Annotated in this window: 12 protein-coding genes; 7 read left to right on the top strand and 5 right to left on the bottom strand. The window is 63.8% G+C overall.

What is annotated here, in order from left to right; genetic code table 11:
* Nucleotides 1–25: 25 nt before the first annotated feature.
* Nucleotides 26–616, bottom strand: coding sequence for a YdeI family protein (locus art_RS15195; protein WP_038466144.1), 591 nt, complete (start codon nt 614–616; stop codon nt 26–28).
* A 47-nt stretch (nt 617–663) separates the two neighbouring features.
* On the opposite strand from art_RS15195, the gene art_RS15190 reads away from it, so the two are divergent.
* The 3 genes from art_RS15190 (at nt 664) to art_RS15180 (ending at nt 2,761) form a co-directional block, all read left to right on the top strand.
* Nucleotides 664–1,245, top strand: a complete 582-nt coding sequence (locus art_RS15190; RefSeq protein ID WP_052136615.1) for a hypothetical protein — start codon at nt 664–666, stop codon at nt 1,243–1,245.
* Nucleotides 1,246–1,299: 54 nt separating this feature from the next.
* Nucleotides 1,300–1,839, top strand: coding sequence for an NUDIX hydrolase family protein (locus art_RS15185; protein WP_038466140.1), 540 nt, complete (start codon nt 1,300–1,302; stop codon nt 1,837–1,839).
* A 205-nt stretch (nt 1,840–2,044) separates the two neighbouring features.
* Complete coding sequence (locus art_RS15180; RefSeq protein WP_038466138.1) at nt 2,045–2,761, top strand: hypothetical protein; 717 nt, start codon at nt 2,045–2,047, stop codon at nt 2,759–2,761.
* Nucleotides 2,762–2,847: 86 nt separating this feature from the next.
* Here art_RS15180 and mctP read toward each other — a convergent pair whose 3' ends face one another.
* On the bottom strand, nt 2,848–4,521 hold the full coding sequence (gene mctP, locus art_RS15175; RefSeq protein ID WP_038470453.1) for a monocarboxylate uptake permease MctP: 1,674 nt from the start codon (nt 4,519–4,521) through the stop codon (nt 2,848–2,850).
* Between the two features lie 35 nt (nt 4,522–4,556).
* Entirely contained in the window at nt 4,557–4,871 is a 315-nt protein-coding gene (locus tag art_RS21140; protein WP_052136614.1) for a DUF3311 domain-containing protein, read from the bottom strand.
* Nucleotides 4,872–5,051: 180 nt separating this feature from the next.
* Here art_RS21140 and tgt point away from each other — a divergent pair, with 180 nt between their 5' ends.
* Complete coding sequence (gene tgt / locus art_RS15165; RefSeq protein WP_052136613.1) at nt 5,052–6,413, top strand: tRNA guanosine(34) transglycosylase Tgt; 1,362 nt, start codon at nt 5,052–5,054, stop codon at nt 6,411–6,413.
* A 170-nt stretch (nt 6,414–6,583) separates the two neighbouring features.
* Here tgt and art_RS15160 read toward each other — a convergent pair whose 3' ends face one another.
* Entirely contained in the window at nt 6,584–7,309 is a 726-nt protein-coding gene (locus art_RS15160; RefSeq protein WP_038466135.1) for a queuosine precursor transporter, read from the bottom strand.
* A 230-nt stretch (nt 7,310–7,539) separates the two neighbouring features.
* On the opposite strand from art_RS15160, the gene art_RS21135 reads away from it, so the two are divergent.
* Complete coding sequence (locus tag art_RS21135; protein WP_052136612.1) at nt 7,540–8,457, top strand: hypothetical protein; 918 nt, start codon at nt 7,540–7,542, stop codon at nt 8,455–8,457.
* A gap of 145 nt (nt 8,458–8,602) precedes the next feature.
* Here the strand turns inward: art_RS21135 and art_RS15150 are convergent, their stop codons facing one another.
* Complete coding sequence (locus art_RS15150; protein ID WP_038466132.1) at nt 8,603–9,217, bottom strand: hypothetical protein; 615 nt, start codon at nt 9,215–9,217, stop codon at nt 8,603–8,605.
* A gap of 165 nt (nt 9,218–9,382) precedes the next feature.
* On the opposite strand from art_RS15150, the gene art_RS15145 reads away from it, so the two are divergent.
* Nucleotides 9,383–10,540 carry an alpha/beta hydrolase gene (locus art_RS15145; RefSeq protein WP_052136611.1) on the top strand — a complete coding sequence of 386 codons (1,158 nt, stop codon included), beginning with the start codon at nt 9,383–9,385 and terminating at the stop codon, nt 10,538–10,540.
* A gap of 97 nt (nt 10,541–10,637) precedes the next feature.
* A complete protein-coding gene (locus art_RS15140) occupies nt 10,638–11,564 on the top strand; it encodes an NADP-dependent oxidoreductase (protein ID WP_082000577.1) in 927 nt (308 codons plus the stop codon).
* Nucleotides 11,565–11,584 lie beyond the last annotated feature (20 nt).

The following is an 11,584-nucleotide window of genomic DNA, read 5'->3' as shown; positions in this document are numbered from 1 at the left end:
GGTGCCAGTGGCGTGCAGCCAGGGGCTATTTGGGTTGACGGCTTTGCGGGTAGGGGGTTTCGCCGGCTTCCAACATCGTCACAAAGCGCACAATGTTCGCGTCCCGCCCTGCGGCTGTTTTCACATTGGCGATGCGGTGCAGGAAGGCATAACGGTTCGTGGCGGTCAGGACGTCGAACATGGCCTGTGCACGCGGACTGGCGGCAATGGCAGCCAGGAAGTCCGGAGGGACTTCGGCACTGGCCTGGCCGGCGTAGGCGGCCTCCCACCGGCCGTCCGCCTTGGCCGCATCCGCTGCCGCGATCCCGGCCGCCGTCATGCGCCCGTCCAGACTCAGCCGTTCAAAGTGGCCCACATTGATTTTGGACCACCTGCTGGCCTTGGTGCGCGGGGTGAAACGGCGGACAAAGGATTCGGCATCGCGCTTGCCCACCACGCCGTCGATCCAACCAAAGCACAGCGCCTCATCCAGGGCGCTGGCATAGTCCAGTTCCGTGACGGCACCGCCCTTCTTGTGCAGCACCAGCCGGACGCCGGGGTTTGAGGCGTGGTTATCCAGGAGCCATTCGCGCCAGGCTTCGGCGTGGGGCAGCAGCAGTTCAGGGAGTTCAGCCATGGTTCAACAGTAATATTGGAAATAGCCACGCACCACCAGGAGGAACCATGCTGCGCGTCCGCCCCGTCCACTTCACATCCATGCTTGACGAGTACGCCACCCACCTGGAGGACCAGGGCATGCGCTGCGTCGAAAACGACGGCGACTGGCGCGTCTACGACTCCGGCAACGGCAAGGTCGGAGTGCACTTGGCCGAGGCCGGCAGCACCATGGACGGGACCACAGTGCTGGGTTTTGAGGTGCGCGACCATGAAATCTTTGTCCGCCGCACGCTCGAAGACGGTACGGGGGCCGAGCTGGTGGAATCCCGCCACGGCAGCGCGGCCCGCGTCACCGCTCCCGACGGCTTCACCTTCCTGGCGGACCCCGTCACCGACCTCAGCATGCCCGGCACCGATGCGCTGCTGTCCGTCACTGCCCTTTGGAGCACGCCCGATCCTGCTGCAGCGAACAAGGTCCTGGCCGACATTGGCGCCAAACACGTACACGATTATCCTGCTGGAGGAGCGTTGTTCCGGGCAAAGAACGGCGGCCTCGTGGCCACGACGAAAGGTGAGACATCCGGCGTCGAACTTGAAATCCGGCACGTCAGCCAAACAACCGTCCTTGGTGCCGAGAGCGAATCCTGAACAGATTTAGCGGCGGAGGCGCCATGCGGGCCACGGATGAGGTAGAACTTAGATATGAGCGTGCGCACCCCTGACCCATACCCCGGCTGGCTGTCCCCCGAGGACCTGTACGAGGCCCGCAACCGGCTTCCCATGGTCTATGTTGAGGCGGTGCCCGTGCGGCTCGATCCCCTGGGCTACGTCAACGAGGTGGGGCTGCTGCTGCAGGCGGACGAGGAGGGCGCCATGGTGCGCACCCTGGTGTCCGGGCGCGTACTGTACCGCGAGACCATCCGCGCCGCGCTGATCCGCCACATCGAGAAGGACCTCGGCCCGCTGGCCTTCCCACAACTGCCCGTCAGCCCCGTGCCGTTCACCGTCGCCGAGTACCTGCCTTCCCCGTCGCAGACAGGTTTCACCGACGAACGCCAGCACGCCGTCGCCATGGTTTACGTCATCCCCGTGACGGGCGAATGCCAGCCCCGCCAGGACGCGCTTGAGCTGACGTGGATGACCCCCGAAGAGGTCCTCAGCCCCGGCGTGCAGGAGGAATTCGTGGGCGGCCGCGGCGCCCTGATCCGCCAGGCGATCTCCTACGCAGGCCTCGGCCGCTGACCCTTCCCGCCGAGATGTGCGATGACGCCCTCCGGCACAGGGCGTCATCGCACATCTCGGCAGAGTTTTGCAGCCAAGGTGCGACGGCGGCCGTCACCGTGCGCTGGAAGGCGGCCTCCCGCCGTCGTGCTTCAGAAGCGCGGCCCGTCTCACAAAAAACGCGGCGACCTAGCCGGTTTAGCCGTTCCAGCGTAGATTACGTTCCATGGCCACCACCCAGCTCTCAGTCCTTGTCAACGCCGATGCCGAGCAGGTGTGGCTCATGCTGCGCGAACCGGCCAGACTGGCCCAGTGGCACGGCTGGGAGATGGAGGGGCTGGACGCTGAGATCCAGCAAATCTATTACACCAACGTGAGCGAAAGCCGCGACCACCTGCGCCTCGAACTGGAAATGGGTGACGTCTTCACCCTCGAACCACGCCCCGACGGCACCCTGCTGACGCTGATCCGCGGCGTCGCGACCGGGGAGTTGGCGAAGTACGACGCCGACATCACCGAGGGCTGGTCGGTGTTCCTGCAGCAGCTCAAGTTCGCGCTGGAACGCCATCCCAAAACGGCCCGGCGCACCATTTACGTGGACGGCGCCAGCACGGCCCGCACCAACTTGTGGGATGTACTGGGCATCGACACCGGCTGGCTCCCCGACCCCGGAGCGGCCTATGAGGTCACGCTGAACACGGGCGCAACCCTGTCCGGCAAGGTTTGGTACCGCACCGAATCGCAACTCGGCCTGACGGTGGAGGATTACGCCGAGCACGGCGACGGGCTGCTCATCCTGGCACGGCAGGCACCGGTGGATGGCGTCCGCGAACACCCCGGCGCCCAGGTCATCGCTACTACCTATGGGCTGGGGGCCGCCGCCTTCGACGCTATCGGCGCGCAGTGGGATGCCTTCATGGAGACCCACTTTCCGGACGAATAGCCGGGCTGGCTGCGGGCACCGAAAGCAGCCGCAGCCCAACCCTCACCGTTCACTGTGGTCCCCACGGGCTACACAATCCCGCCGGGCTACACAATCGGCCCGGGAGTATCCACGGACCGGATTGCAAAATCCGAGACTTCGGGATCGTCCTCGTTGGCACCGTAGTCGGAAGCCCTGGTGCTGTCCTTGCCCTCTTGTACTTTGAACGCCCGCAACACCAGCGTGAGCACTACGGCCACGAGCGCATTGAGCACAAACGCTGTGATGGCGATGTACACCTTAATGTTGGTTCCCGGAATGGCTGCGATGGAACCTCCAAAGTGGGCGTGCGTCACTGGGTTGACCACACTGTAGGCGGCCCAGGTCCCATAGATGATGCCTGCGGCCCAGCCTGCCAGCAGCGCCCACTTATGCAACCAGCGGGTGTACAACCCAGTCACGATCGCCGGGAAGGTCTGCAATATCCAGATGCCGCCCAGCAACTGCATGTTGATGGCGGTGGAGGCGTCCATCCCAATCACAAAGATCAACGCCCCAAACTTCACCACCAAGGAGGTGAGTTTTGAAACCTTTGCTTCCTGCCGCGGCGTCGCGTCCTTCTTGAAGAAGTCCTTGTAAATGTTGCGGGTGAACATGTTGGCGGCCGCAATGGACATGATGGCCGCCGGCACCAGTGCACCCACCGCAATGGCTGCCAGCGCAACACCGGCAAACCACGACGGGAAATTGTCCAGGAACAGCTGCGGTACCACCAACTGCGGGTTGATGGTCTTGCCATCCAACTCCACCGGGCGGGTTCCGGCGGCGATGGCCACAAAGCCCAGGAGCGCCAGGAAACCGAGTACCAGGGAGTACAGGGGAAGCACCGCGGCGTTCTTGCGGATGGTGTTGCGACTCTTGGTAGCCAGCACCCCGGTGATGGAGTGCGGGTACATGAACAGCGCCATGGCCGATCCCAGTGCCAACGTCGCGTAGGCCGCATAACTGTCGGCACCAGGGATGAATGGTCCGGGAACCTTGCCGGTGGTTGGATTCACAGTGGTCATTTTTTCCTGGGCTGCACCAAAGATGTGTTCCCAACCACCAAACTTGCTCGGCAAGTAGATGATGGCCACAATCACGGCCAAATAGATCAGGACATCTTTCACGACGGCGATCATTGCCGGGGCCCGCAAGCCGGAGGTGTAGGTGTAGGCGGCCAGCACCACAAACGCAATGATCAGGGGCAGGTCGTTGAGGAACCAATTGCCGGCGCTACCCACACCCAGCACGGTCAGCACCGATTTGATGCCCACCAGTTGCAGTGCAATGTACGGCATGGTGGCAACGATGCCGGTGATCGCAATGGCCAGCGAAAGCGGCTTGCTGCCATACCTCCCACCCACGAAGTCGGCTGTCGTGACGAAGCCGTGACGCTTGGACACCGACCACAGCCGGGCCATGAGCAGGAATACGATCGGATAGAGGACGATCGTGTATGGCACGGCAAAGAAGCCGCTGACGGACCCGGCCGCCCACATCGCCGCCGGCACCGCTACGAACGTGTACGCCGTGTAGAGGTCGCCGCCGAGCAGGAACCAAGTGATCCAGGAGCCGAACTTTCGTCCGCCCAGGCCCCACTCATCCAGGGAGTGCAGCCCGTCCTTGCCGCCGCCGCGCCAGCGCGACGCGTAGAACCCCATGATGCCCACCAGGACAAACAGCACAATGACGACCACCAAGGCGGCCACGTCGACGCCCCGCGTTGCCGCAGGGGCCATGCCCACAGCGCCGGCCAGCTCGAATGCTGCGGCACTCACTGGGGTTCACCTCCGGCGTCGTGCTTCCCCCTGTGGAGCGGTGGCGCCTTCACGGCTGCCCGGCGTCGCTTGTCCTCGGCTGTCATCAGCCAGTAGCAGATGCCGATCAGGATGGCACAAATGGGCACCCACATCATTTGATACCAGAAGAAGAACGGGAAGCCGAAAAGCTGGGGATCGGTGTGCGCATACATGGGCACGGACAGCGGGAAAATGACCGCTGCCAGCAGCAGGATGCCGCTGATGACATACGGCAGCGGTCGGGCCGGACCCCGGGTGGGTGTTTCGTGAGTGATGTTCGTGGCGGACATGAGCGACTCCTTTGGCTCTGCAGTCCATGGGTGTTTCTGATGTGTTCATGGTAAGGACGCATGCGCAACGTCCGATAGGTGTTTGGTGAAAAACAATCGCCGTCGCTGCCGAGCACCGTTCGAGGCTGCCGTCGCGGCCACAAAGACAGCACCGGTCCCAAAGACTGGCAAAATGGGAGCATGCCTTTCCCCGAAACTGCCACTGACATTGCTGCCGATGCCCTCCTCGCCCCCACCCCCGCCGCACCAACAACGGTCCCCGGCCATCCGGCGTCGCAAACGGAATTTGGCTTTGCAGTCACCACGCGCCTGAACGAAACATGCGCGCCCACCGCCGAAGCGATCCAAAAAAACGGCGGGAAGTTCCAGGGCCGCACGGGCGTCATCACCACACCCCACGGCACCATCAAGACCCCCGCATTCATCGCCGTCGGCACCAAGGCCACCGTAAAGGCTGTGCTCCCGGAGGCCATGGAGGACCTGGGCGCGCAGGCGCTGCTCTCCAACGCCTACCACCTGTACCTGCAGCCCGGCGCGGACATCCTCGACGCGGCCGGCGGGCTGGGTGCGTTCATGAACTGGCAGGGTCCCACGTTCACCGACAGCGGCGGCTTCCAGGTCATGTCCCTGGGCTCGGGCTTCAAGAAGGTCATCAACATGGACGCCGTAGCCGCCTCCCCACACGCGGGCGCCGATGATTCCGTGGCCGTGGGCAAGGAACGCCTGGCCCACATTGACGACGACGGCGTCTGGTTCAAGTCGCACCTGAACGGGGACATGCACCGCTTCACCCCCGAGGTTTCCATGGCGGTCCAGCACCAGATCGGTGCCGACATCATGTTCGCCTTCGACGAGCTGACCACGCTGCTGAACTCGCGCGGCTACCAGGAGATGTCTCTCGAACGCACCCGGCTGTGGGCGCTGCGCTGCATCGAGGAACACTTCCGCCTCACCGAGGAGCGCACCGGCAAGCCGTATCAGGCCCTGTTCGGTGTCATCCAGGGCGCCCAGTACGAGGACCTGCGCCGCAAGGCCTCCCACGACCTCGGAAACATGAACTTTGACGGCTTCGGCATAGGCGGGGCGCTGGAGAAGGAAAACCTGGGCACCATTGTGCGCTGGTGCTCCGAGGAACTGCCGGAGAACAAGCCCCGCCACCTGCTGGGCATCTCCGAACCCGACGACATCTTCACCGCCATCGAAAACGGCGCCGACACCTTTGACTGCGTCTCCCCCACCCGCGTGGCCCGCACCTCCGCGTTCTACACCCCGGACGGCCGCTTCAACCTCTCCGGCGCCAAGTACAAGCGCGACTTCACACCGCTGTCCGAGGAATGCGACTGCTACACCTGCGAGCACTACACCCGCGCCTACATCCACCACCTGTTCAAGGCCAAGGAAATGGTCTCCTCCACCCTGGTGTCCATCCACAACGAACGCTTCGTCGTAAAAATGGTCGACGACGCCCGCCTCGCCATCGAGGACGGCACCTTCTTCGAGTTCAAGGCCGAAACCTTGCGCCGCTACTACCCGAAGCGCTAGGCGGTCCCGCAGCACCTTTAAACGGACGACGGCGGCATCCGGGTGAGTGAGAAGACCTCACCCAGGTGCCGCCGTCGTATGTGAAAGCGGATTCGGACCGTGTTTGCAGAAAGGGACGGTGGCCTACCGCCGTCCCTTTCCGCAAACGCCGTCCTAAGCACTGTCCAGGCTCACGCCTCCCGGTATGAGGGCTCGTTCCGCTTGAACCAGCGGATCGCCGCCGTGGTGACAGGGATGAGCGCGTATTGCACGCCCACCTTGTAGACGAAGCCTACGAGCACGTAATTGGCGAACATGCCGAAGCCCACAATCCCGATGACGGGGGCCGCGACGGCGCAGAAGATCAGCGTGTCCAGGAATTCGCCGGCACCGCTGGAGCCCATGAGCCTCACCCACAGCTTCCGTTCGCCGTGATGCGCCTTCAGACGCACCATGATCCAGGAATTGACGGTCTGGCCGGCCAAAAATGCCAGCAGGCTGGCCAGCACAATCTGCGGCACCGGCCCCAGCGCCTCCGTCAGGGCGTGCTGCTTGGCTGTGCCGTAGTCGTCGGTGAAGCCGGGCAGCGCGATGATCACCCAGTAGCTGAGGGAGGCGAAAATGGACAGCGCAAACGTCGTGAAAATGGCCTTGCGGTTGACCTTGAAGCCGTACAACTCGCTGATCACATCGCCCAGGATGTAGGCGAAGGGGAACAAGAAGAAGCCGCCGTCGGTGATGATGGGGCCAAACTGCACACCCTTGGATGCGCCGATGTTGGACAGGATCACAATCACGGCCATGCACGCCAGGAGAATCCCAAAGTAGGGGCTTCCAACGGCGGCAAACGTGGGCGCGGTTTTGGCGGGGGTGTTTTCAAGAGGGGTTGCCGAAGCATTGCTTTGCAGCGGGGACATGGTGAGTCTCAAATTTCTTTAGCTACGTGGTTCGCTCATGCCGTACCCGTGAGGGGGCCGGCCGGCTGTATTATCACTGGGCCCGTCTGCACCCGGGCCATCTCCCATTCTGCCATGGAGCTGCCCGGGTGCCCGAATCTTCTGCCCGCCCAGCCAGCCACGCAGGCCCCATAAGCGCTACCCTGAGTTGAACGACAAACGCCAACACAGGTGAAGGTGGGAGTTTCTCAATGAAGTACTGGTGGGTCAATCACGGCCGCAATTACGAATCAGCCATCAACGACGGAACGTTGTGGAGCTGTCCCGATCCGCACGGGGATCCGGAGGGCACACGGGAATTTATCAAGGAACTGCGCAAGGGCGACGTGGTGTTCAACTACTTCGGCCCCTATGTGCGCGCCGTCAGTGTGGTCTTGGAACGATGGCAGGACGGCCCGAGGCCGGAAGGCTTTGAAAAGAGTCCAGACGAGCCTGACGACGGCTGGCTCGTGCGCACCCACGCGCTGGCGAAGAACTTGCAACTGCACCGCGACAGGGCCGCGGTCATCACAGCCGCTGATCAGCCTGAGGCCGGTGAGCCCAAACCGTTTAACGCCGCAGGCAAGCCGCGGCAACGCTATATTTCTCCGCTCACCGTGGAGGAGGGCCAGGAGCTGCTGGCTGAAGCCGGAGTCACGGCACCGCAGTCGTCGGCAACAAGCCTGCGTGGATTGCCCGGCAGCAGCTGGGGAGTCGACGAGCCCGACAACAAGACGCTGACCACCATCCGCCTGGAGCAGGCATATTTGCGCAAGCATCTGCTGCGCGACCGGTTGACGGCCTCGTGCGCCATCTGCGGCGAGCACTTGCCGGCGCGGTTGTTGATCGCCGGGTTCATCAAGCCCCGGCCTGAAAGCAGTGAAGAAGAGCGCATGGATTATGCGTCCAACGCCATGCTGACCTGCGCGCTCGGCTGCGACGCCCTCTACGAATGGGGCTACATCGTGGTGGGCCCCAAAGGCCAGATTCAGGCTGGACAGCCCGCTGAAACACCCCGCATCGAGGCAGCAGTGGAGGCGCTTGTGGGCCGCAACTGTAGCGCCTTTGACGAGCATACGGCGGAATGCTTTGCCGAGAACAAGCGGCTCAGGCTGGAGCCGCAGCCCTGATCCCCACCTGCTCCCGCAGCTCTCAAGTTCGCAGCGGGGCCCTCGCAGGCGTGGGCCCAGCCACCTGACAAGGAAGACGGCGGCACCCGCCAAGGTGCCGCCGTCTTCCTTGCGCTGAGCTGCTCATGCTGCACAGCTGGCGCCGCTATTTCGTGAAGCTGAGGATCTCCGCCACCTGGCTCCAGCCGTCAACGGCGGCGAAACGCTGTGCTTGTTCCTCACCGGCGATCAGGTAAATGGTGTCGGCGCCGTGGGCAAACGCTTCGTCCCCGAGGCCCGCCACCATGGCCTGTTCAAATTGTGCGAGCTGCTCGTCATGGCCGTCCTCCACAACAAGTTTCGCAATGACGGCCAAGTTTTCGCCCATGCTCAGCCGCCCGCTGCCCACCGGCCGGTCAAAAAGTGCCAGCTCCACCAAGTCGTAATTTTCCATGGGGGCGTCGGCAAGATAGGCGTCCGTAGGGAGGTGCGGGTTCAGGTCAAGATTTTCGGTCTCTGCGCGCAGCAACAGCAGCCGCTTCGTGGTTTGCAGCCCCTGCGATTGGGCAAATCCTATGGTCCCGGCAGCATCCTCGGTGACGAGGACCAGTTCAGATCCGGCCGCCAGTCCCCCGGCTTGGGCGGCAGCGTTCTCGCCCGGCCAAACCATGACACGCTGCGCACCGATGAGCACCGCGTCGCCGTCCGCCGCTGACTCAATATCGTGCAGTGACGCCCACGCCCGGGCCCAGTCCTGAAAAGCATCCTGCCAGGAATCCATGTCCTCACCTTTCCATCACGTACGAATCTGCCGCGCAGCCGCCGCACCCGCTAAGCCCGTACCTGCGCCCCTCCAGCATAGGCATACTCCCGAGCGGAAAAATATTGGACGTGGATCACAGCGACGCACTCACCACAGCACGCCCGAAACCGTTAGCATCGAGCCATGACCTCCTGGCAGCAAGACGTCCTCGGCGCCGACTTTGAACAGCTCACCCTCGAGCTGCCCGCCGGTTCGCCCGCGACGCTCGTGAGATACGTCGGCAACGCCCCCAGGTGGGAGCCGTCGGCACTGACAGGGGCTGACGTACTCTACGTCCACGGCTGGTCCGACTACTTCTTTCAGCAAGAACTTGCCGAATTTTGGCATCGTTCCGGTGCCAATTTTTATGCCCTTGACCTGCACAACTATGGGCGCAGCCTGCGTCCCGGGCAGCTTCCCGGCCAAGTTTCCTCCCTGACCGAGTACGACGCCGACATTTCCGCCGCGCTTGAAGCGATGGGGCGCGCCGGGCCCACCCAGGTGGACGCGGCGCTGGCCGTGCCTGAGGAAGCTCCTGACCAGCACAGTTTTGAGCTGGCTTTTCTTGAGGAGGCTAGGCAGCGGTTGAGCGCGGCTTTTGATGCGCTGGCAGGGCGGGAGCGTGCCGACGATCCTCCGGAGCCACCCCGGGAGCGGCCCCTCGTGTTGCTGGGCCATTCAACGGGCGGGCTGACACTGAGTTTGTGGGCCGCGCGGCACCCGGGTGCGGCAGCCGCCGTCGTGCTTAATAGTCCCTGGCTGGAATTTCAAGCAACCGAGGTGGGGCGCGCAATGGTGGCGCCACTGATCCAGGCACGCACCCGGTTCAGGCCGCTGGCGCCGCTGCCCCCGATCGACCCGGGCTTTTATACGCGGGCCGTTTCCAAAAAGTTTGACGGCGAGTGGGAGTATGAATCCCAGTGGCGCCCGGACCGCGGATTCCCTGTCACGCCGTCGTTTCTAAATGCCGTGTTTCAGGGGCAGGCGCAGGTGGCGAGGGGCCTGGGCATCGCGGTTCCGGTGCTGGTGATGCTCTCCGACAAGAGCTATTTGCAGCCAAAATGGTCATCGACCGCGCTGGCTGCCGACGTGGTGCTGAATGTGGATTCGGTGGCCCGGCGCAGCCTTGAGCTTGGCTCTGCCGTGACACTGCACAGGATCGCGGGCGCTTTTCATGACGTGTTTCTCTCACCTGGCGCGGTACGGGCGCAGGCATATGCGGGCATGGGCCGGTGGGTCGAGGCAGCCCTGGACGGTGCGTCGCAGAGAACGTGGGAGCAACGGACCAGCGTCCCCGTGTGAGAACCGTCAATTTTGAAAGTTGCAGGGAATTCGGCGCGGTGCGTGCTGGTTGGAACAGTGGAAGCTACGGAAAGGAACTCTCACCATGAGTGCAACGATGAAGGCCATGAGTTACGCCAAATACGGTGGACCCGAGGTTCTGGAACTGCGCGAACGCCCCGTTCCGAAGGTGTCGCCCGGAGCCGTGCTGATCAGGGTCAAGGCGGCCGGGGTGAATCCCGTCGACTGGAAGCTCATGTCAGGTGGGCTGGACCCGTTCATGGACGTCACCTTTCCTGTCGTCCCGGGCTGGGATGTGGCCGGCGTGGTGGAGGCCGTCGGCTTTGACACCCCGGAATTCCAGGTGGGTGACGAGGTGTACTCCTACGGCCGGCGCGACACCGTTCAGGGCGGCACGTTCGCCGAACTCGTGGCACTGCCGGCGGCCATCGTGGCCCACAAGCCGGCGTCACTCACGTGGGAACAGGCCGCGGCGCTTCCGCTGACCGGCATGACAGCCCAGCGCACGCTGGACGCACTGGGAGTGCCTGCGGGTCAGACCCTGCTGATCCACAACGGGTCCGGCAGTGTGGGCCGCACCGCGATCCAACTGGCAGCCGCCGAGGGAGTGCGCGTCATCGCCACCGCCTCCGCCAAGAACCATGACCGCCTGCGTGAGCTCGGCGCCGAACCGGTGGAATACGGTGCCGGCCTGGAGGAACGGGTACGCGCCCTTGCCCCAGAGGGTGTCGATGCCGTGGCCGACTTTGCCGGCGGCGTCCTCGAGGACACACTTGCGCTGCTCAAGGTCGGTGGCCGGCACGCCTCCATCGCCGACTGGACAGTGCTGTCCCACGGCGGCCAGTACATTTGGGTCCGCCCCGACGCCGACGAACTGCAACGACTGTCCCTGCTGGTGGAGGACGGCACACTGAGCGTGGATGTGGCCCAAACCTTCCCGATGGAGCATGCGGCGCAGGCCTTTGCAGCGAGCATGTCGGGCCACGGCTCAGGCAAGATCGTGCTAACCCCCTTCACCGCCTGATTCAAACGCTCCATCACATA

Source organism: Arthrobacter sp. PAMC 25486, assembly GCF_000785535.1.
Classification (GTDB): domain Bacteria; phylum Actinomycetota; class Actinomycetes; order Actinomycetales; family Micrococcaceae; genus Specibacter.
The sequence above is the reverse complement of the archived record's forward strand: the minus strand, read 5'-3'. Positions and strand labels throughout refer to the sequence as shown.

Bases quoted from the DNA above. Each gene is read 5' to 3' on its own strand.
- art_RS15195 (WP_038466144.1), bottom strand. From the start codon at position 616: ATGGCTGAACTCCCTGAACTGCTGCTGCCCCACGCCGAAGCCTGGCGC.
- art_RS15185 (WP_038466140.1), top strand. From the start codon at position 1,300: ATGAGCGTGCGCACCCCTGACCCATACCCCGGCTGGCTGTCCCCCGAG.
- art_RS15140 (WP_082000577.1), top strand. From the start codon at position 10,638: ATGAAGGCCATGAGTTACGCCAAATACGGTGGACCCGAGGTTCTGGAA.
- art_RS15160 (WP_038466135.1), bottom strand. From the start codon at position 7,309: ATGTCCCCGCTGCAAAGCAATGCTTCGGCAACCCCTCTTGAAAACACC.
- tgt (WP_052136613.1), top strand. From the start codon at position 5,052: ATGCCTTTCCCCGAAACTGCCACTGACATTGCTGCCGATGCCCTCCTC.
- art_RS15190 (WP_052136615.1), top strand. From the start codon at position 664: ATGCTGCGCGTCCGCCCCGTCCACTTCACATCCATGCTTGACGAGTAC.
- art_RS21135 (WP_052136612.1), top strand. From the start codon at position 7,540: ATGAAGTACTGGTGGGTCAATCACGGCCGCAATTACGAATCAGCCATC.
- mctP (WP_038470453.1), bottom strand. From the start codon at position 4,521: ATGGCCCCTGCGGCAACGCGGGGCGTCGACGTGGCCGCCTTGGTGGTC.
- art_RS15150 (WP_038466132.1), bottom strand. From the start codon at position 9,217: ATGGATTCCTGGCAGGATGCTTTTCAGGACTGGGCCCGGGCGTGGGCG.
- art_RS15180 (WP_038466138.1), top strand. From the start codon at position 2,045: ATGGCCACCACCCAGCTCTCAGTCCTTGTCAACGCCGATGCCGAGCAG.
- art_RS15145 (WP_052136611.1), top strand. From the start codon at position 9,383: ATGACCTCCTGGCAGCAAGACGTCCTCGGCGCCGACTTTGAACAGCTC.
- art_RS21140 (WP_052136614.1), bottom strand. From the start codon at position 4,871: ATGTCCGCCACGAACATCACTCACGAAACACCCACCCGGGGTCCGGCC.